Origin of the sequence: Coraliomargarita algicola, from assembly GCF_033878955.1 — a bacterium.
Classification (GTDB): domain Bacteria; phylum Verrucomicrobiota; class Verrucomicrobiia; order Opitutales; family Coraliomargaritaceae; genus Thalassobacterium; species Thalassobacterium algicola.
This window is the reverse complement of sequence record NZ_CP138858.1, coordinates 4,395,543-4,417,407: the sequence shown is the minus strand read 5'-3', so window position 1 is coordinate 4,417,407 and position 21,865 is coordinate 4,395,543. Positions and strand designations below refer to the sequence as shown.

Below are 21,865 nucleotides of genomic sequence, written 5' to 3'. Positions count from 1 at the left end.
CCTCGTATTCTCACTTCAAATATATTGAGCGTTCGCCTCTCTCAGGGCATGGGGCAATTTGCCGAAACCGATGTACTTTCAGAAGCCTTATATTTAAATACCACGATCCCCTCGACTCCGGCCTCGTTGACAATGGGCCCATTCAGCGAAACGACCCCCTTCACAGATCTTGAAGTCGCGGAGTATTTCGGCTTCAAAGCCATTCGCACTTATGTCGATACGGTATCCACGACATCGCCCATGGACCGCACGCGAAAGTGGCTAGCGAACTACAACCCGCGCGCTAGGATGCAGGGAACCATTCCTTACGAATTTTCAATGCCGAGTGCGCACTACCGGAGAAACCCCAATAATAATCCATCCTTTCGCACTGCCATAGAAACCGATGGCACATACGCCGAAGTGGAAACACTAGACGGAACCGCTGCCTTAGTTGGCCTTTCCGAATCCTTGTCGATCGGCGCAGTTGATCGAGCCATACTTTATGAGGTGCCTGAGGACCTAAGCTGGATTCATTCAATTGGACAGCTCATGCACGCTCCATTATTCCGCTATTTAGACAGTAGTTTTAGCCCAGCTAACGACGAAGAACTGACTGCATATTTAAATCGTTATACGCGTTTCGATAATTTGACGCCGGCCTACGCCATTGGAAGCTCGCTAGCAAATCCACAAATCCCCCTAGACGCTTTGTATGTAAACTGGGGCGACTTGAGTCCGACAAACAGCAGCTACTTCACCTTCCAAGGCTTGCTCTACGATTACTCCTATTTACTAAACGAATCGCTATGGGACGGCTATTTTTTCTCAACGGTTCCCGCGACTGGCAACATATCCTTTCCACTGGCAAACAGCCGCATAGTTTCTGCCGCGGACCTAGGACTCACAGCCTCCACTTCCGCGACTCCTTCGCTGCAAGACATAGACCAGGCTTCGGCAGGCTTAATGATGAACGGAGCCTTTAATGTAAACTCCACTTCAGTCGAAGCATGGAAGGCTTTATTTGCATCCTTTTATGGAGTCGATGTCACCCCCACCGACGGGGCGACTTACACCGCCGATCTAAGCAATCCCGCATCACCAATGCTACGCTTAAATAATCCAGTCGGGAATGCCTATACGGGCTCTGGAGGCTCCACGAACTCAGCAGTCTTCGACGGCTTCCGAATACTCACCCCGCAGCAAATTACTGACTTAGCCGATGCAATGGTTCAACAAGTCAAAGAACGCGGCCCCTTCACCACTCTGGCCAATTTTGTAAACCGATCAATCGATGGCGCAACAGATGCACAGAAACTAAGTGGCGCGCTGCAGGCGGCGATTAATGCCTCAGGACTGAATTCAGAACTAGAAGACTTCCCGACCACAAGCAGTGGTGTCACTGGCATGCAAGCATCCGCCGAGGCGGGCTGGGCCACAGAAGGCACACCTGGTTCTTTGACTCAAGCTGACATCCTAGCTCGCACAGGTGCCACACTCAGCGCACGATCAGATACATTTCGTATTCGTGCTTATGGTGAATCCCTCGACCAAGTCACCGGCCTCGCAAAAGGCCAAGCATGGTGCGAGGCTATCGTGCAACGCATTCCCGACTTTGTGAATGCTCAAGAAAATGTAGCATGGACACCTCTGGATGATACTCAAGCCGCCCTCGCAAGTCTTCCGCCCCTATCTGCCATCAATCAAACTTTCGGCCGCCATTATCGAATCATCGAGTTCCGGTGGCTAACAGCCGACGAAATCTAGCCAGCCTGAACATGTCCAAAACACTTTCTCTACTCCTCGGTCTACTACTATCGTTATCAATCCACCTTCACGCTCAAAAAGCGGATGACACACCTCAGCTCAAGCTCGACTTCCAAATTTATATCTGGCCACACGGAGGCGCAACGCTCGACCAGAATGCGAGCTTGGCAGTCAGTAAAGAAGGCGAATTGCTCCCCAAATATGTGGGCCAACGAATCGGCCTACTCCAAGGTGACCAGACAATATTGATCCCTGCAGATAAAGCGAGGCTGTCCAAACCAATCACATACTCAGGACCGCCTCCAATACGCTTCATCGAGTATGACTCAGCCCCGACCGGTGACCAATTACCCTCGATTATTGCCGAGGTCAATCCACCGGCCTCGATGACGGATGGACTGTTTATCTTATTTCCAGAATCACAAAGCACTGTCAAATATCAGATTCTAGCAGTCGATACATCACAGCAAAAATTATCAGCAGGTAACACAATCATCTACAATCTGACTCCGAGTGACATCGCAATCCAAGTCGGCGAGACGCAGATGCAGATGCGGGCGATGGCTAGCGAAACAGTTGCCATCAATCACCTGAGAGATTCTAAATTACCCATTCAAATCGCCGTCGAAAGCGAGCAGGCAGGGCAATGGACACTGCGCTATTCGACACGCAAGATGATACAGCCCGACAGCCGTTTAATTTTCTTAATATATAATCCTCAGGCGAATAAAAGTTTATATCGAATTCTAACATTAAACGCGGACGATTAGCTCCGTAATCCCCCCAAGGAGTCGGGACTCTTGTCCCGCGTGTCACCTCAAATTTACGAACCTTAAACCTTATAGAAAAAGTAGTCAGAAGACAGATGTCGGAGGCCAAATGTCAGAAGCCAGAGATGAATATCTATCAGTTCTGGCACTTCCTGTCTCGCCAAAATGGCGCATGTCGTGATTTTCAAAACTGACCGATTCATAGTGACTGGTTTCTATTTTCTGGCCTCTGACTTCTGAATTAAGGTTAAATATTCATCGCGTTCTCATCGACAGCGAGCTGATTGAGTTCTTTCTCCACGGCTTGTGGTGAGCTGGTGCGGCGGGCGATCAAGTCATAAGCGACGGGCACAATGAAGAGCGTGAACAAGGTCGCGGCCACCACGCCGAAGAGTGTGACGATACCGATGACGGAGCGTGTTTCGGCTCCGGCTCCGCTGCTCAAAACCAGCGGGACCGATCCGGCGATCGTCGTCAATCCGGTCATGGCAATGGGACGGAAGCGTGTTTCACAAGCCTCAATCAGCGCCTCGCGGAAGGAGCGGCCTTCGTCGCGTAACTGATTGGCAAATTCAACAATTAGGATACCGTTCTTCGCGGCCAGACCGATCAACATAATGAGCCCGATCTGCGAATAGATATTTAAAGTGCCCCCGGTCAGGAACAAGCCCAAGAGACCGCCACCAATCGCGAGTGGCACGGTCAGCATAATGACAAATGGGTGAATGTAGCTCTCAAATTGCGCAGCCATGACGAGGAAAACCACGATGATCCCGAGGACGAAGATAAACAGAATCGAACTGCCGGATTGTACGAATTCGCGACTCTGCCCCTTGTAGTCGACAATCGCCTCTTCGGGCAAGTGCTCGCGAACTAGGCCTTCCAGATAGCCCAGCGCCTCGCCGAGTGTGTAGCCGTCTTCCAGATTCGCCTCCAGTGTGATGGAGCGCACGCGATTGTAGCGTGAGAGTGTCTCCGCGGCTCCGTATTCATTAATGGATACGAGATTCGACAAAGGGATCAATTCGCCGGTGCGTTCACTGCGCACGTAGATGTTTTCGATATCGGCGAAAGAACGCTGGCTCTCCCGCTCTCCTTCGACGATCACATCGTATTCCTCGCCGCGCTGCAGGAAGGTCGTCACGTTGCGCCCACCCATCATGGTTTCGAGGGTGCGGCCGATCTGCTCGATGGTCACCCCGAGTGTCGCGGCTCGGTCGTAGTTAACCGATAGGTCGATCTGCGGACGGGTCTCTTTGTAGTCGCTGTCCAGCCCCACCAGACCGGGGTTGTTGGCCTCGACTTGCTCCATGATGATATCGCGCCAGGCAGCTAGTTCTTCGTAGGTGGATCCGCCGAGCACAAATTGCACCGGCTTGGAAGTGCCGCCGCCGAGTCCTTGACGGATGACAGGAAAGGCTCGCACGCCTGGTAAATCGGCAAGTTTGGCACGGATGTCATTGATCATGTCAAAGGCGCTGCGTCGCTTCGCCCAATCTTCAAGAATGAAAATAACGATGCCGGAATTGAAGTTTTCCAGATTACCAAAAGAGCGAGGCGAACGCACCAACATGCGGCGGATCTCCCCGCTTTCGACAAAGGGCAACATGCGTTGCTCGATCTCTGTCATATACTCTTCCATATAGTTAAAGGTCGCGCCTTCGGGGCCATTGACCAAGAGGAAGATCACACCGCGGTCTTCTGTCGGCGCAAATTCCTGTGGCACCTTGCTATAGACCAATGCAATCAAGGCGAGCAGCCCAACAAAGACGGCCACCACTAACAATGGCACGCGCAGGCAAAATCGCAGAGCCCCCAGATAGCCGGTGCGGAAAAAACGGATCGTGGCATCAATCCCACGCACGAGGAAATTCGGCTCCGTCTGACGGCTCAATACCTTGGAGGCCAGCATGGGCGAAAGCGTCAGCGCCACCAGAGAGGAAAAACACACCGCCGCAGCAATCGTGAGCGCAAACTCGGTAAACAAACGTCCGATGTCGCCCTCCAGAAAGGTAATCGGCACAAAGACCGCCACCAAGACCAAGGTGGTCGCAATCACCGCGAAGCCGACCTGACGGGCCCCGCGATAAGCCGCCAGCAAGGGCGGCTCGCCGAGCTCTTGGATGCGACGCACGATGTTTTCCAACATCACAATCGCATCGTCCACCACCAGTCCGATAGCCAGAACCAGCGCCAACAAGGTCAGCAAGTTAATCGAAAACCCGAGGCTATAGACTACGATAAAGGTCGCGATGACCGAGACCGGAACCGTCACCGCGGGCACCAGTGTGGCCCGCACACTACCAAGGAAAAGATAGATCACCACGATCACACAGCCGATCGCAATGAAGAGCGTGGTATACACTTCATGAATCGCCTCTTCGATAAAGACCGAGGCATCGTAACTTTCCTCGATGCTCATGCCCTCGGGCAGGCTCTTGTTGATTTCCGCCGTGAGCGCCTTGACCTGACGGGCCACATCAATGGTATTGGCTGTGGACTGCTTAATCGTGCCGATACCGACCATGGGCACTTCATTGCCGCGAAACATGATACGGTTTTCCTCCACGCCGAGTTCGACACGGGCGACATCCGCGAGGCGAATCAAATAGCCGTCATCGCCTTCAGCCAGCACGAGTTTGCCAAAGTCTTCGGGCTCCTTGAATTTACGATCCACCCGCGCTTTGAACAAGCGCACATCGGACTCCAGCGAGCCTGCGGGCAACTCCACATTTTCAGCGCGCAGCGCATCTTCAACATCGGACACACTGAGCCCACGCGCCGCCAGCTCCTGACGGTCGAGCCACACCCGCATGGCGTAGCGCAGGCCGCCGCCGATACGGATGCGGGCCACGCCATCGAGCGTTGAGTAACGGTCGACCAGATAGCGCTCGGCGTAGTCGGTCAACTCCTCGATGCTGTGACGGTCGCTGGCGAGATTGCGCCAAATGATCACGTCGTCGTTACTATCCACCTTTTGCACTTCCGGCGGCTCGGCCTCTTCCGGCAAATTATCCTGAATGCCCGAGATGCGGTCGCGCACATCGTTGGCCGCGCCGTCGATGTCGCGGTCGATGGCAAATTCAATCGTCACGCTGGCTTCACCGTCCTGCGAGCTCGACTCGACATACTCGATGCCCTCGATACCGGCGATGCGCTCCTCCAGCAGCTTGGTGATCCGTGTCTCCACAATATTGGCCGGCGCGCCCGGATACGAAACCTCGACCGTGACCACCGGCGGATCGATATCGGGATACTCGCGTAAGGAAAGTCGCTGAAAAGAGACCAGCCCGAAGGCGATCAGAATCAGCGAAATGACCGAAGCAAAGACCGGACGTTTAACAGAAATATCGGAAATTAACATAATCGTTTAGAGCTTCGGTTTGGCTTGCCCAAGCTTCTCGCTCAGTGTTTCACTCCCGCTTTCTTCGGCAATGACTTCGACCATCGCCCCCGGGCGTAATTTCATGGTGCCATCGGTCACGATCCAATCGCCGATCTCGATACCGGACAAAATTTCAGCTTCTCCTTTGCGGCGGGCACCGATTTCAACCGCACGACGCTCGACCTTCTGCGCGCCGTCTGACTCGATCACGCGATACACATAGACCTTCTCAGCTTGCGACACCAAGGCACCTTCAGGCAAGACGATCGCAACACGCGGATCTTTGCGCAAGGTCACCCGCATGAGCATGCCGGGCTTAAGCGTCTGGTTGCTGTTCTCAATCAAAGCACGTGCCAACACAGCCCGCGTCACTGGATCGATCCGACTGTCCACGCTAGCCACCGTTCCTTCAAAAAGTCGCTCCGGATAAGCGCGCGCCCGGGCCTGAATTTGTAGTCCCGGTTTCAGAGTCGATAAGAAGACCGAAGGCACGGAGAAATCGAGCTTCATCACGGAGTCGTCATCCAAGGTCGTGATCAGGGTGCCGGGTTGCATGAGGGCACCGACCGAGAGATTACGCAGGCCCACCACGCCATCAAAGGGCGCAACAATTCGGCGCTGGTTGATACGCGACTGTATGGCCTGTGCGCGGGCCCTGGCCGCTTCGACTTCGCGACGCTTTTCATCGATCGCGGATTCGCTGGCAGCCCCTCGCTCGACCAAGGGCTTCAGACGCTCCACCTGACGCTGCGATTCTTCCAACAAGGACATGACTTCCGCCAGTTCAGCCTCTTCTTCCGCCGCATCCATTTCCAGGAGCACACGCCCCTTTTTCACGCGCTGGTTGTCGTCGAAGTTGATCGCCGTGACATACTCCGTGACGGTGGAGGTGAGATTGATGCTTTCGTTCGCGCGCAGCGTGCCGAGCGCCTCGACTTCATCGAAGATTGCTTTTTCCGCTGCCCGGGTGGCAAAGACTTTGACCGCGGTCTGCGCAGTCGAAGATTGGGCAGTCGCCAGCAGCGCAGCGGCCAGCAGGTAGAGTTGGGGTCGCATAAATTTGAGAAGGTTCATCGTGTATCGTCGGTTAAAGTGTTGGCATACGTCCACCCGTGACCAGGTGCAGTCGGATGCGTAGCTGTAGGAGTTCAAATTGCTCGTCGATCAAGTCGCGCTCGATCTCCCGCAGGCTTTGCAGGGCAGTTAAAACTGGCAGGTAATCGTCGATGCCCTGTTTAAAGCGGGCCTCCGTCTCTTCCAGTGCCCGCTGCAAAATATCGCGTCGGTGACGCAAACGCTTGAGGAATTCGCGCTGTTTCTGCTCTTGATAGAGCGTGGTTTCGACCTCCTCGACCGCGCGCAGATAGATCTCGGTAAAGCTGAGCAACTGCTCTTGATAAATGGATTTCCGGCGCTCGACCTCCGCCTTCCGTCGTCCCCAGTCCAGCAGCGGCCCCGTGAAATTGGCGGCCAGCGAGCTGAGCGCGCCCTCGTAGCTACTGGTGGCTCCCACCGCGGCCGAGCCACTCAAGGTCAGTTGCGGCAGGCGCTCCGCCACCGCCACCGCGATCGAGGCATCTGCGGCAACCAAGTCGGCCAGCGCGGCCCGCAGATCGGGACGTTGCACCAGCAGATCCGCCGGCACGCCCAGCGGCGGCATGGCCGCATCAAAGCTCAGTTGATCCTCCGCTGGGATACGGTTATTCCCATCCGGTAGCTCACCGACCAGAATATCCAGCAGGTTTTCATAGCTACGCAGCTCCGACTCTGCCAAAGGAATCAAGGTCTGGCTATCGGCCAATTGACTTTCCTGCTGCAGCACATCCACCACCGTGCCCACTCCCTGATCACGGCGCAGTTGAATCAATTCCAGCAGATCCTGATCCAGCTCCACCTGCTGCTGGAGCAGCTGTAATTTATTCGCCGCCGCTACCGAACCAAAGTAGGCATTCGCCACCTCAATCGAGAGCGAGAGCGCGACCAGTTCCGCATCCGCCTGACGCGCTTGCGCACTGTATCTGTCACTCAAACGCTGGCTTTCAATACGCCGGAACAGATCCAGCTCCCAAGCTGCGCCGAGGCCCGCGCTCCAAGTCCAATCATCCGGCTGACGCCCCTCCCAGTCACGACCCGCGGCGCCGTCAAGTGAGAGCTTCGGCTTGCCACCGGCAGCCGATTGGGCTGCAAGGAAACGTGCTTGGCGCACACGCTCCATCGCCTGCCCTAGGCCCGGATTCGCGGCTAGCGCTTGCTGGATCAAAGCGTCCAGCTCCGGGCGCTCAAAGGCCTGCCACCAAACGCTAGCCGAGGCTCCGTCCCCGGTCTGCACAACCGTTTGGTAGTGAGACGCCTGCATAGGCGCCTCTGGCGATTCGTTCACCCGATGCACAGCACAGCCGGCACAGGAGAATAAAGATAATATGGTAAGTAGGGACTGGCATTTTTTCCCGAAAGTCATGCGGTTTATTAAATTGTTAGCAGTAGTTGCGTTGGAGCTGCGAGGAAACAACCAAAGCTTTATTCCCAAAAAAATAATTAAAATAATATTAGCTAGAAAACGTATCCCACCTCATTCGAGGCTCATTTCGTATCCGTTGATACCTTAAAGTATACGAGGTCCTTCCCCACTGCTTGCAGCATCGGCACAGAGCGCTTTTCATTCGGATGTTCCTTCAGCCTATCAGTTAGCACGAATTGCATGCGCTCCTCAATTAACTCGCCGGAATCAGGATTCACCATCGCGAGCTCAATCTGCTTCTCCCCCACTTCTTTCCAAAGAAACGGCAATAGCACCATAGTCGCTCCGATGCGGCCGCTGCCGTCTTCAAAGAGACGCATCGAGCTTTCTCCAAAGCCATCCATTCGATTCGTCCAGACGCCGACATAGTCCGGATTATTCGGAACTGGAAACTCCCGTCGAATCTCTTCAACAAAGTCTGCGTGGCGACCTTCCTGATCGAGCAGCTCAAGGATCGACAAGGAACGGAAGCGCTTGGCGACCTCGATTGCAGTTAAGTTTTCGCGACCTTTGCGGTTGGGGTCAGCGCCTTTACCCAGCCAGAATGCGCTGAGCGCTTCGTTGCGCGTGAGGACGGCAACAAATAGGCATTCCGTTGCCGATTGTTCATCAATCGAATCCAGCAGACCGGCTTCCTCCAAAATCTCGATCAAATCGTTGCGCCCCTTGCGCGTGTAATTACCCACGACCTGCGGCGCCTGGTCCGCTGTCACCACTCCCTCATCAATCGCCCAACTCAATTGCTCGGCAGTGACCTGATCACGATTCAACATGTTCAGACGCGAGCGGGGCTCCAGCTTCATCAGCGTCTCCTTAAACAAAACTTTGAAGTCCTCAAAGTTATGATTCTGAATCGCCCACAGGATGTCCATATCCTTCAGACGGGTTTCGGGATCATCTGTGTAGGCGATCAATTTACGCGCCGCGTCCTGATCACCCGCTTTTATCGCTGCAATAAACTCTTGAGAGAGATCATTGTGGGGGTTGAGCTGATCACTCGGTGTCCAGCTTGCCTTCTTCGCCTCATAGACCGCCTTATGATACCTTCTGAGGGTATCCCGCGCACGCTCGGCGGGCACTTGATGCCTGTCTTCGGCGAGTTGTTCCAGCAGGTGACGGGGCGCCCCGGAATTCACCGCAACACCGATGCGAACATTAGTGTTCACATCCTGAGCCAACTTCTCGAGCAGGTCTACAGGGGTGCGTTCGTCCCGGGCCGCATGCCCTCTTAAGTTAGCACTCGGACTGTTTGCAAAATAATTAAGGATCTTCAGAATCGTCGCCTCCGGGGTGGACGGGTTACGCTGCAAGGCCCAAAGGATCTGTTTCTCTTCGGTATTTGACAGGGCATCCAGCACCGCAGGCGGAGTTTGTGGGTTGGAGGCCATGCCCCCCGCATCATGCTTCAAGGCTCCACTCTGAAATAGATCTGTGATCATATCTGCCGGCGCATTCGGATTCCGACTAAACTCCCGCAATACATCGCGCTCCCCTGGCGCGAGTGCCAGTTCCCAGGCTTCTCGTGGTGCTTCACGATCCCGGGCGACCATGTGTCGGTCCAACTGCTCCCCCTCTTTGATTCGACGCAAATACGCTTGATAGCGCGCCTCCGATTCATCTTCCCGCATTGCCACCGCACGCCAGACCTGAACCCGATTATGTCCTTCACTTTCAAAGAATCGATCGCGCAAGTCTGCTGGCGTATGCGGATGAGCCGCCACCAGTGGACGATGCAGCGTATGCTGATCATATTCTTCGTCGAACATAGCCTCCGCCACGACTCGCAAGGTCGACGCATCCAAGTCAGGATATAAAAGCGGTGCCCTTAGCTCATGCACACGGTCACGAAAGAGGCGTGCCGCTAGATTCATGAGCACCGCAGGCGTGTCGTCCGGAAAGCTGCCTTTACTCTTTAGTTGATAGAAACTCCTCGGCTGATTGCGACTGGCCTGATACATTCTATAGCCAGAGTCCGCCCGCTTGTTCGCCGCTTGCCATTTTTTCTCAGCAAAAAAATCAAAGTAAGCCTGATTTTTCAATAACCCCTCCGGCTCAAAGATCAAAACCTGCGCTTCAGGCTCATAGCTGAGAACAAAGGCCAATTCCTCTTCACTACGATCACGATAAGCGGGTAAGCGGTAAAGATGGATATGATCTCCTTTTTGCTCCCAGCGCATACGGACCTCATCGTAGACAAACATAAGCTCGGCACTCTGCTGTCCCTTATACTCCTTTTTGAGGTCCAGTGTCAGATTTCCGGGCTGCTCCAGTCCCAGGACAAAGCTCTTTTCATAGTCTCCTTCATTAAACTCAATCCCAGCAAGGGCCAGAGAAGGCAGAATCCAAAGTAAAATAGAATGTATCCAGCGAAGATTCATCGCTTCTGCATACAAGCTTATTTCCCGTTATTAAAGCTTCTATTTTTTCGATATTGAAAAGAACAAGTGCCCAATCCTGGTCGAAGAGCCTGGCGTGAGTGATGAGTCCATCCAGGAGTCGGAACACGCCTACATAAGGGGTCCGAAAACAACTACTTTGCGCTTTTGTACTCCGATAATAAGGAGGCCAACTGTTTTACAACATCGGGATGCTCGTGATACAGGTTCTTGCTTTGACTGGGGTCGGCTTCTAGATCGTAAAGCTGTGCAGGCGGGGCGTCTTTGCGTATCCGCCCATTCTCAATGTCGCTATTTTCACGACCTGAGAATGCAACTGCAGGCGGACCGCCAAAATTGTTTTGGCCTGGCTTCTTCCCCTTAAAACCAGCACCGCCCTGAAAAGGGAGGTAGGCCCACTTCCCTGCTCGCAGCGCAAGATGCCCCTCTTGACGCGCGGCGATGATCAGATGATCGCGGAGTGCTTGCTCCGGCGCTTCCAACAAGGCGGGTAGCATATTGATACTGTCCGGCGCGACATTCGCCTGCTGGGTCAAGGCGGCAAAAGTGGCAAAGAGATCCATCGTACTCAGCAATTGATCCGACTGCGTGCCTGGATCAATCTTCCCCGGCCAACTGGCAATGAAGGGCACACGATGCCCGCCCTCCCAGGCGCTGAATTTGTAGCCCAACAATTCGCCACGACTGTCGTGTCCCTGCTTAAAGGCAGCCTGCCCGACTGCGCTGAACATGGGACCATTGTCACTGGTCAGAATGATCAAAGTGTTCTCCAAGACTCCCTGGCTTTCGAGTTGGTCGACGAGCTGTCCCACTAGCCAGTCGAGCTCATGAATGACATCCCCATAGAGCCCCGCCTCACTGCTGCCGCGAAACGGCGCGGCCGGCGTGTAGGGGTGATGGATCTGCACGGTGGAATAATACAGGAAGAAGGGCTGGCCTGCCTGCCCTGAGCCTGTCGAACGGGCCTGTGATGCGATCCAGTCGTTCGCTTTCTGCGTCAGTTGGCTGCCGACTGCATAGTCGTCATAGATCGCATGCGCCCTTTGCGCGCCGCCAAACTCGTTGTCCGAGCGCTGCCCTTCCTCGGGTAAGATCGGCGTCAGCGGCGTGGCCTCTTTGCCTCGCTTTCGGCCCAGATAGACAAGCGGATCCTCGGGGTCTCCACCGACAATTTGCTCGTTCTCAACATAAACAAACGGACTCACGCTATTGCCTACGGGCAATCCGTAGAAATAATCAAAGCCCAGCGACAAGGGACCAGCTTTAAGGAGCTCGGGCCAGTCGTGTCCTCCTTCGCCAAAGCCCAGTTGCCAGTTACCGATAAAGGCCGTGGCATAGCCCTTTGCCTGAAACAGATTGGCCAGTGTCGACTGCTCTGGATCGATCAGGAGCGCGGCATCGTTGCGGGCCGGCGCCCACAGGTTACGGCGAAACGGATACGCCCCCGTCAACACGGCATAGCGCGAAGGCGAGCTCGCCGCCGACGCGGAATGGGCATCGGTAAAGCGCCGTCCCCGCTCCGCCAGTTGATCAATGTTCGGCGTGGCCACTTTCGTTGCGCCGTAGCAGCCCAGATCCCCGTAGCCGAGATCCTCGACCACGATCAGAACAACATTGGGCGCGGTTCCCTCCGCCTGTATAAAGCAGACAGAAAAAACAAATAAAAAACAGACTACACATCCTAAGGGATTGATTCTAATCATTAGACAAAATCTGATGGCCTCACGACTAATAAACAAAGATAAAATCAACTTTCATAGTAGAGGACCAAACGATAAGGTATGAACACACACACAACAACCTTTCAACAATTCCCTCTACTTGGACGTCTACAAACAAAGGCGAGCCAAGACATCCAATCCTCACGCTTGGGCGTGGGATTCGAAACACTGGATCGAAACATGTGGGATGTCGCCCCCGCATGGAAAGTCGTTGGAGCTCTCGGAGTCAAATGGGCACGTGTACAGAGCGGTTGGGCCAGAACAGAAACAGTTGCGGGACAGTATAATTTCGAATGGCTGGATGCGATCATAGATCCTTTGATCCAACGTGGCATTCAACCGTGGTTGAGCTTAAGCTATGGCAATGTGCTCTACACTGATGGAGCTGGCTCGGCTGGGGTGGGCAACCCTCCTATTTATACAGAGAAGGAACGTCAGGGATGGAAAAACTACGTGGCTGCGACCGTAAGGCACTATCAAGGACGCATCACCCATTTCGAAATTTGGAACGAACCCGACGGCGGTGGCTTCTTTCTGCCCAAGCCGCATCCCAAGACATACGTGGAACTCGTGGCACTCACCGCGACCGCGATTCGCAAGGTATTGCCAGACGCGTACATCATCGGCGGAGCCTTTGCCCGGGCAATGACACCCGCTGGCCTAACATTCACTCGCGACTGTCTGGAATGTGGCATGGCAGACTGGATCGATGCCGTCAGCTACCATGGCTATAAGTATATGCCTGAACAATATTGCAGCGAAGAGTTCCCTGCATATTTGCGTTTATTAAGACAATATAAACCTACACTCGCATACTGGCAGGGCGAAACTGGCTGCCCTTCGAAAGTGCCACCAGGTAACACACAAGCAATGGCTGCGATGCAAGTGAGTGAAGACATACAAGCACGCTGGCTTTTGAGGCGCGTGCTAGCCGAGCTCAGCTACGACGCGCAACACGTCAATTATTTCAACATGGGTGATTTCTCACACTATATGATGCAGGGAGAACTTAACTATACATGCCATTATGGATTAATTCGCATGGAAGATGGCACAACCAAGCCAGCTTACGACGCCTTGCAAAGTTTAGCGACACTACTGCATGATCCATTAGAAATAGCTGCAGGACGCACCTCTTTTCGACTCGAAGGGGGCGATTCAGGGGAAGCCATCACACGCGCACAAGCATCTTCAGCCTACCAGGCCAGCTTCATCCGTGACAATATCCCCGTCATTAGCTGGTGGCTACGCGAACCAGTTGAAAATGAAACAATCTGGCGTAGCATGCACTTTGAATATTGGCTAGACGCAGGATTACATCTCGAATCTCCAGTATTGATCGATCCACAGACTCAAAACGTCTACCAATTAAAGGTCGTACAGAATCAATATGGAATGAATGAATTACTGAATCTGCCAATTTCCAACACTCCGCTCATTCTGACGGACCACAGCTTAATCGAGGTTCACCCATAATCTTAGATCTCTTTTCGGCCACCAGTTGCATTTGCTCCAAATCCTTCTATGCTTGCTTGATGACTGATCCGAATTTCACATTAAACACGGGTAAAACCATCCCTGCGGTAGGCTTTGGCTGCGCTTTTGGCAACTGGACCGACGACACGGAAATGCAGGGTTTTCGCCCTGAACTCGCCTGGCATGGAGTGACCGAAGCCCTCAAGGCTGGCTATCAGCACTTGGACACGGCGCATTGCTACGGCACCGAGCGCCACGTGGGCGACATCGTTGGGCGCGCTTTAAGTGAAGGCCAAGTTCAGCGCGAAGACCTGTTTATCACCACCAAGTTGGCCCACCCGGCCGCACCGCCCCATGTCGCGATCTCCCACCGCTTAACTTGGAATTGGGGCTCCGTGCCCGACATTCAGCAACGGGTGATGGACGACTTTGAAGCCTCCAAAGAAAAGCTCGGCATGGGCTACGTCGACTTGCTACTGATGCACTGGCCGGGCGACTTTGTGAATAAGGACAAAGGCTTCGCCCGCGAAGCGCGTCTGGCGATTTGGGAGGTCTTCGAATCGTTGGTCAAGCGCGGCGACGCACATGCGATTGGCGTCTGCAACTTTACCGCCGACCACATCGAAGACTTGATCTCCGCCGGACGTACCGTGCCTGCGGTCAATCAGTTTGAGCTCCACCCCTATTGTCAGGACCCGGAATTGGAAGCCTATTGCCAATCCCACGACATCTTGGTCGAGGCCTACGCCCCCTTCGCCTCAGGTGCCTATGGCATTTTGAAAGATCCGGTGATCTCTGAGATCGCTCAACAAACCGGACGCTCCACCGGACAGGTGATCCTGCGTTGGCAACTGCAATGCGGCCGCGTGGTCCTGCCCAAAAGCTCCAACCCGCAACGCATGGCACAAAACCTCCAGCTATTTGACTTTGAACTGGATGACGCGCAGATCGCCAAGATCAACGCACTTTCACCCAAAGAAGCCAAACGTAGCACGGTAGATCCAGCAACGATTCCCTAAGACCAAAATCATGGACAGGAGTGTCCATGCTCCGTGAGGCCCAAAGGAGACGGGACACTCCTGTCCCGATCGCCTATCCCGAATCACCTACTCCGACCACTCGATGTCGACGCGGCGAATAAAGGGTAAGACTTTCTTATCTTTCACCTTACCGATCTCGACGCCCCAAGTGGGGGCTGCGCCTTGCTGACTATCGGTGAAGGCTTCGGGACGATACGTGCCGCCCGCCCAAGGACTGCCGCCGACGATGTCGTGTGTCTTGGAAAAGTTGAGACCATCTTCGGCATACAGAACCGTGTGCTGTATTGCCTTCGGGCCGACTTTACCAATCATGGCGGCGACGCCCTCGCCTTGCGGCCAGACCAGCACTTCGTGATTCCCCGGGATGACCGGATTACTCTCGACTCGCACGTAAGGTCCACCCGGGGCATCAGCGATGGCCAAGCCCATTTGCGTATCCGCCGGACTCTTGCCCAACTGGCGACCTTTGTAGTAGAAGTAGTATTGCCCATTGCGCACCAAGAGGCAGGCGTCATCCACCAAGTGGCTATCAAAATCCCCAGGGTTGTCGCTGTTCTTTAAGACAGGATTGTTCGGCAGACGCTCCCAAGGGCCATCGGGAGAATCCGACACCACGATACCGATCTTGGAGTCGGGATTAAACGGACGTTCATAATCGCGGGAAACTCCGGTGTAAAAAAGCCAATACTTACCCTCGGCCACGAGGATGTTGGGCGTAAAAACTCCGCCGGCGTCCCAGTTGCCCGGCTCGCCTTTTGCGATACTCTCGCCCTGTTCAGTCCAATGAATGCCGTCTTGCGAAGTGGCATACCAAACCGTGGCATTGTAGCCAGTGGAGATCGGCCCCTTCGAATACCATACATAAAACTGATCACCGATCTTGATAATATCGCTCGGGTCGCGACGCATCACACCCGCCTCTTGCCCGATCCCAGCGAGTTCTGTGCGAGTGACCTTGGCGACGGCTTTACCAGCACCCGCGGCCTCCAGCGGCGCAGAATGGAATAGGCACGCGGTTAGCAGGGCCAGAAGTGTTCGCTTATGTATTTGCATGGAAACTGATTCCTAAGATGGAGCTTTGCTTACTTCGACCAGATGACATCGTAGCGACGAAGGAAAGGAAGATTCCCCTTCCCCTTGGTCACCGCCATTTCGATGCCCCATTGGATGGGCTGCCCCCCGTCGCGATCGGTAAAGGCCTCGGGACGATACGAACCGGCAGCCCAGGGGTGGCCTTTGATATCGTGTGTCTTGGTGAAATTTAGTCCGTCTTCGGAATACATGATGGAGTGGCGAATTGCAGTCGGCGCCCGCGGGCCGATCATGGCAGCCACGCCCGAACCTTGCGGCCAGGCAACGACTTCGTGGTTTCCGGGGATGACCGGATTGTTCTCGTATTTCACGTAGGGGCCTTGCGGCTTATCGGCGATGGCGACTCCCATTTTGGTATGTGCCGGGCTCTTACCGAGCTGACGGCCTTTGTAGTAGAACCAGTATTTGCCATCGCGCACCATCAGGCAGGCGTCGTCGACCAAATGACTATCAAAGTCCGAACTGACCTCGCTGTTCGTCAGCGCAGGGTTGGTGCTCAGCTTCTTCCATGGGCCGTTTGGTGAGTCGGAAACTGCGATTCCGATTTTGGAATCGGGGTTGAATGGCTTCTCATAGTATGAAGAGGAAATGCCCGTATAGAAAAGCCAGTATTTGCCTTCAGCCACAAGGATGTTGGGCGTGAAGACACTTGCGCCCTCCCAAGTGCCTTCAGTGCCTTTGTCCAACGCCATGCCCTGCTCCGTCCAGTCAAAGCCGTCAGGTGAAGTCGCATACCAAACCGTGGCATCGTACCCAGTCGCGATCGGACCTTTGGAATACCATACGTAATAGAGATCACCCACTTTGATCACATCGCTGGGATCGCGGCGCATGACACCCTCCTCTTCGCCGATGCCGTTTAAATTCGTCCGTTTGACTGTAACGGTTACCTTGCTCACATTGGCCACAGTCGCCGCGGCCTCCGCGCGAACGGCAGGGATCAGGCCATCGACCGTCGCGGAGTTGGATGCAGTAACTGGGCTATCAGCTGCCGCCACTCCGCTTTGCGCATCGCTGCTTTGGCACGCGTTCATGAGTAAACACGCAGGAAGCAGCGCGAGTGATAGATATTGGGAGGTCTTCATGGTCATTCTTTCCAAGGGTTTAGGTGGTTTATTTTTTACCCTGATTATATTCCGCGAGCAATGCGTTCATCTGCTCAACGACTTCCGGGTATTGATTATAAAGATTCTGGGTTTGATTGCGATCCGCTTCCAGATCGTAGAGCTGCCCACGCGGTGCGCCCTTCTTGATCTTACCATTCACAATGTCACTGTTGGGCGTGCCGACCAAGGTGGTGACCGCTGGACCGCCCCAGGCGTGTTGATGGGGCTTGGAGCCTTTAAAGCCGCCATCGTTTTGCGCCGGAATATACATCCACTTGCCCTTGCGAATCGATGCATGGCTCGGCTTGTTGGGCGTCATGATCATTTCCGTGCGCAATGGCTGCTCCGGATTGCCAGTGAGCGCGGGGAGCATGTTGATACTGTCCTTCTGCTCCGCCTCAGAGAGTTCGCGGCCGACCAGCGTCGCGAAGGTCGCCAATAAATCGACGCTATTCATCAATTGATCGGAGACCGTGCCGGCCTCGATTTTGCCCGGCCACCAGGCGATGAAGGGCACACGGTGACCGCCCTCCCACACACCGAACTTGGAACCCAGCAGGTCGCCGTTAATCTTGTGCCCCAACTTGGCGGCTTCACGTCCGCCGAGATTAAACATGCCGCCATTGTCGCTGGTGAAAATAATGACGGTGTTATCAGCGACTCCTGAAGCTTCGAGGCTCTTGCGCACCTCGCCCACGATCCAGTCAAGCTCATGGACGAAGTCGCCGTAAGGCCCGGCCTGGCTGCTACCTTGAAACTGCTTTGCCGGCGTAAAAGGGTGATGCACATTGGTCGTGGCCAGATAAAGGAAGAAAGGCTTCCCCTCCCGCGACGCAATCCAGTCGGTCGCTTTGTGAGCGATGGTGGTGCCCACTTCGTAATCGTTAAACAACTTGTGAGCCTCGACCGCCCCGCCGAATATATTAGCCGAGCGCTGCGCGGCTTCTTTAGGAATGGGCGTGAGCGGTGTCGCCCCTTTCGCATTTCTACCGAGATAAACGAGCGGATCATTCGGATCACTGCCCACAATGCGGTCGTTCTCCACATAAACATAGGGCGGCGCGCTATTCACCACTGGCATGCCAAAATAATAATCAAAACCTAGATTCTGGGGGCCGGGGCGCAGCGGCTCCTGCCAGTCGTTCTTGCCTTCACCAAAACCAAGGTGCCATTTACCGAATACTGCGGTATCATAACCCTGATCCTTGAAGACATCGGCGATGGTCAGCGTATCAACATCAATCAGCAGTCCCGACTCAACTGGCGCAGGGCCCCAGAGGCCTTTGCCTCCATTGGCACGCAGAGGATACTGCCCGGTCAACAAACCGTAGCGCGATGGTGTGCACACTGCCGAGGCCGAGTGTGCATCGGTAAACTTTTTCCCCTCCGCCGCCAGCCGATCGATATTCGGCGTCTGCACCTTGGTCGCCCCATAGCAGCCCAAGTCGCCATAACCGAGATCGTCGGCAAAGATCAGCACGACATTGGGCTGTTGGGCAAAGAGACTTGCCGACGCCAAGAGCGCCGATGCGAGGTGGAGTATATTTATTTTCATAAAATCTGTTTAGACAGGAGCACTATAACGTAAAATTGCATGCAGGACTATCACTTATACAAGTGATTCTACGGGTGAGCTTTATGATTTATCGAATTTATCGGCAATCGTCCAAAGACATTTTCAGCACTGTATCGTATTGGTTCAGTGGTTCAGCAGGCAGAGTCACTGTCAGCGTGCCGTCTTGCTGGCTGAATTCAGCCTTCTCACCATTGGCCAGAAAACTAACTGCCGCCGCAGTTAAGCTCAATCCCTCTAGGCGGATACTCCCCGAGGTAGGCCATGTCATGATGTGTAAGTAGACGGCCTTGCCATCCTGACTGACAGAGATGTCACCCCATCCGGGGCGATTGCCGAAGGGATTCGGGCGTGTGTTGTAAATCGACTCGCCGTTTACCTTTAACCAATCGCCGTCGATCCCATAGAGACGCACGGCTTCGGGATCGATCTTGCCGTTCCCCATCGGGCCGTTGTTCAGCAGGTAGTTACCACCATTGCAAACGGTGTGCACCAGACGCTCGACGAGCTCATTTCCCGAGTGGTAATGGTGCTTACCAAATGCCTTGTAGCCGTAAGAGCTGCTGACGCTGTCTGGAGATTCCACATATATTGCGCCCGGTGCAGGTGGTGTTGGCGGCACTTCCTTATCGCGCAGAGAACCGAAATCGAAATAGTTTACGCTCTCCACTGTGACGATATCGTTCGCTTTCAATAAGATTCGAGAATTGATCAAGCAATCTGGGTTCAATCTCCAGACCAGATCACTAAAGCGCTTCGCTCGCGCCGCTGTCATCGCATGCGGCGTATCAAACCAAATCAGATCGACTTTATAGTTCGTCAGAAGCTCTTCAACCTGAGGCAGACTCTTTCGGTCAAAATATGTATCCTGATCGGCCTTGAAGTCTTTGGGCAGGTCCGGGTGTAAATTGCGAAGATCCTTCGTAATCAAAGGCCCTGTGGCATACGGCTCATCCCAGTCTTTCGCATGCGAGTAATAGACTCCAAACTTTAGCCCCACTCGCTGACAGGCCTCACTCAGCTCTTTAATTACATCGCGCTTGAAGGGCGTATGATCGACGATGTTGAAGTCGCTCACTTCGGAATCATACAGCGCAAAACCATCATGGTGCTTCGCAGTGATCACGACATACTTCATGCCGCTTTCCTTGAAGATGTGCACCCACTCATCGGCATCAAACTCCGACGGATTAAACTCTGCCGCAACCGCGTGATAGTCCTGCGGAACGATTCTCATATTCTTACGAATCCATTCCGAATAGCTTCCCTTCGTCACTTTGCCCTCATATTGACCTGCAAGCATCGAATACACACCAAAGTGGATGAAGGCTCCGTATTTCGCATCGCGATACCATTGATTCAAACGCGCCTCCGAATCCGGAGTCTGTTTCACGCTTGGGCTGAAACGTGTTTGATAATCATTCTGTTTCGGCTCAGCGGCATAGACAGCGCTCGCAAGCAACGCGACCAAGAAAGTGAATACTGAGAGCTTCATTTCTTCTTTGAGGGGATTTTAAAAATCTCAGCATAAGCCGATTCGTTAGAGAGTGTGCGCCGAGCAGCGCCAAATGTGCGGGCATTTTCACCGAAGAGATCGTGGTCACCAATATCCTGACGTGCTCCCTCCGCGAGTTTCACCAGCTCCGTCACGATTTCCGGATAGCGGTCTGCCACATCGCTCGTCTCGCCGATATCTGCATCTAGATCATACAGCTGCGCCGTCGGGATGCGTATGGCATCGGCCTTCTTGATATGGTTCCTCCACTTCGTTGCGATGCTGGTCTCCACCGGTTCCGTATGTGGCAACATCAGTTTCCATTTACCGAAGCGAACCGCCCGTAAGCAGTCGTGCTGGTAGTAAAAGTAAACACGATCCAAGGTCTCTGCTGTTTCGTGAATGAGGTCCGAGAGATCGACCCCATCGATCACGCGATCCTGAGGCGCGGTGGTGCCCGCCAAATTCGCCAGGGTTGGCATGAGATCGATGGTGGCTGCCACGGCATCCGTTTCTACGCCCGCGGGTATACGTCCCGGTGCCCACATGACGCACGGCACCCGCAAACCGCCCTCCCACCAGGAAGTCTTACCACTTCGCAGCGGATCAGCATGGCCACCGTGCTGCTTACGGATCAACCATGGGCCATTGTCGCTGGTAAAAATCACGTAGGTACTCTCCGCAAGACCGAGCGCCTCGACCTGGTCCAGCACGCGACCGATATGAAAATCGAGTTCCTCGATGACATCACCATACAGCCCACCTGCGGACTTGCCCTTGAACTCAGCTGATGCGGCCAACTTCGTATGTGGCATCGTATGCGGTATATAGACGAAAAACGGTCCGTCTTTGTGCGCCTCGATAAAGTCCAAGGCCTCGTCGGTGTAGCGCTGGGTCAGAGTCGCCATGTCGGCCCTTTGCTCGATTTCTTCAGTGCCTCGCAGTAGCTTCACATACTTGTCATTACTCCCCGGAGTGCCGAAGAAAGTATCAAATCCCTGATAAGTCGGAAGTAGTTCCTGTTTGTATGCCTCTGGATTATGCCCCGCAAGGTCCCACTTACCAAAGGCACCCGTCGCGTAGCCCTGCGCTTTTAAGACCTCGGCAATCGTGACCTCTTCCGTGTGCAACTCAGGGTGAATCGAATTCGGATCATCTTGCCGCGCAAAGCGTATCGGATAGCAACCCGTCATTAAAGCCCCGCGCGAAGGCCCACAGACGGTCTGCGCATAGAAATTGGTAAACCGCATGCCCTCCTCCGCCATTCGGTCAAGCCGTGGCGTCTTAATGTCCGGTGAGCCATAGCAGCCAAGATCTTGATAGCCTTGGTCATCGGTAAAGATGATGATAAAATTGGGCTTAGCAGCCGAAACGCAGATGGGTGCCATAATGATGGCAAGATAGTTTAGTATGTTTAGTATGCGTTTCATAAATGAGGATTTTCTCGGTAGCGCAGCACCGTCCCGCCTGCCCTGAGTTTGTCGAAGGTGGTGCGCACTTGCGTTAAATAAGTCGAAGGCTCCTGCCACCACTTGCGGCGCGGGACC

At 54.2% G+C, this 21,865-nt stretch carries 14 protein-coding genes; 4 read left to right on the top strand and 10 right to left on the bottom strand.

Annotation, left to right across the window (positions count from 1 at the left end):
* Positions 1–24: 24 nt before the first annotated feature.
* Both SH580_RS18200 and SH580_RS18195 read left to right on the top strand, forming a co-directional pair.
* Positions 25–1,746: a hypothetical protein gene (locus tag SH580_RS18200; RefSeq protein WP_319832245.1), complete on the top strand. Its 1,722-nt coding sequence runs from the start codon at positions 25–27 to the stop codon at positions 1,744–1,746.
* An 11-nt stretch (positions 1,747–1,757) separates the two neighbouring features.
* Complete coding sequence (locus SH580_RS18195; RefSeq protein WP_319832244.1) at positions 1,758–2,516, top strand: hypothetical protein; 759 nt, start codon at positions 1,758–1,760, stop codon at positions 2,514–2,516.
* Between the two features lie 247 nt (positions 2,517–2,763).
* Here the strand turns inward: SH580_RS18195 and SH580_RS18190 are convergent, their stop codons facing one another.
* From SH580_RS18190 to SH580_RS18170, 5 genes are all read right to left on the bottom strand, one after another.
* The gene (locus SH580_RS18190) at positions 2,764–5,880 is read right to left on the bottom strand and encodes an efflux RND transporter permease subunit (RefSeq protein ID WP_319832243.1); all 3,117 of its coding nucleotides are present in this window, start codon (positions 5,878–5,880) and stop codon (positions 2,764–2,766) included.
* A 6-nt stretch (positions 5,881–5,886) separates the two neighbouring features.
* Positions 5,887–6,975 carry an efflux RND transporter periplasmic adaptor subunit gene (locus tag SH580_RS18185; protein ID WP_319832242.1) on the bottom strand — a complete coding sequence of 363 codons (1,089 nt, stop codon included), beginning with the start codon at positions 6,973–6,975 and terminating at the stop codon, positions 5,887–5,889.
* 13 nt (positions 6,976–6,988) lie between these two features.
* The gene (locus tag SH580_RS18180; protein WP_319832241.1) at positions 6,989–8,359 is read right to left on the bottom strand and encodes an efflux transporter outer membrane subunit; all 1,371 of its coding nucleotides are present in this window, start codon (positions 8,357–8,359) and stop codon (positions 6,989–6,991) included.
* 122 nt (positions 8,360–8,481) lie between these two features.
* Complete coding sequence (locus SH580_RS18175; RefSeq protein WP_319832240.1) at positions 8,482–10,797, bottom strand: ankyrin repeat domain-containing protein; 2,316 nt, start codon at positions 10,795–10,797, stop codon at positions 8,482–8,484.
* A gap of 152 nt (positions 10,798–10,949) precedes the next feature.
* On the bottom strand, positions 10,950–12,518 hold the full coding sequence (locus SH580_RS18170; RefSeq protein WP_319832239.1) for a sulfatase family protein: 1,569 nt from the start codon (positions 12,516–12,518) through the stop codon (positions 10,950–10,952).
* 78 nt (positions 12,519–12,596) lie between these two features.
* Between SH580_RS18170 and SH580_RS18165 the strand changes: the two genes are divergently transcribed.
* Positions 12,597–14,012 carry a GH39 family glycosyl hydrolase gene (locus SH580_RS18165; RefSeq protein ID WP_319832238.1) on the top strand — a complete coding sequence of 472 codons (1,416 nt, stop codon included), beginning with the start codon at positions 12,597–12,599 and terminating at the stop codon, positions 14,010–14,012.
* Positions 14,013–14,071: 59 nt separating this feature from the next.
* Positions 14,072–15,031 carry an aldo/keto reductase family protein gene (locus SH580_RS18160; protein WP_319832237.1) on the top strand — a complete coding sequence of 320 codons (960 nt, stop codon included), beginning with the start codon at positions 14,072–14,074 and terminating at the stop codon, positions 15,029–15,031.
* A gap of 87 nt (positions 15,032–15,118) precedes the next feature.
* Here the strand turns inward: SH580_RS18160 and SH580_RS18155 are convergent, their stop codons facing one another.
* The 5 genes from SH580_RS18155 to SH580_RS18135 form a co-directional block, all read right to left on the bottom strand.
* Positions 15,119–16,105 carry a family 43 glycosylhydrolase gene (locus SH580_RS18155; RefSeq protein WP_319832236.1) on the bottom strand — a complete coding sequence of 329 codons (987 nt, stop codon included), beginning with the start codon at positions 16,103–16,105 and terminating at the stop codon, positions 15,119–15,121.
* A gap of 29 nt (positions 16,106–16,134) precedes the next feature.
* Entirely contained in the window at positions 16,135–17,229 is a 1,095-nt protein-coding gene (locus SH580_RS18150; protein ID WP_319832235.1) for a family 43 glycosylhydrolase, read from the bottom strand.
* A gap of 28 nt (positions 17,230–17,257) precedes the next feature.
* The gene (locus tag SH580_RS18145; RefSeq protein WP_319832234.1) at positions 17,258–18,805 is read right to left on the bottom strand and encodes a sulfatase family protein; all 1,548 of its coding nucleotides are present in this window, start codon (positions 18,803–18,805) and stop codon (positions 17,258–17,260) included.
* Between the two features lie 97 nt (positions 18,806–18,902).
* Positions 18,903–20,318 (bottom strand): alpha-L-fucosidase, encoded by a 1,416-nt coding sequence (locus SH580_RS18140; RefSeq protein ID WP_319832233.1) that lies wholly within the window; start codon positions 20,316–20,318, stop codon positions 18,903–18,905.
* A complete protein-coding gene (locus SH580_RS18135; protein ID WP_319832232.1) occupies positions 20,315–21,748 on the bottom strand; it encodes a sulfatase family protein in 1,434 nt (477 codons plus the stop codon). Before SH580_RS18135 ends, SH580_RS18140 begins: the two co-directional genes overlap by 4 nt.
* Positions 21,749–21,865 lie beyond the last annotated feature (117 nt).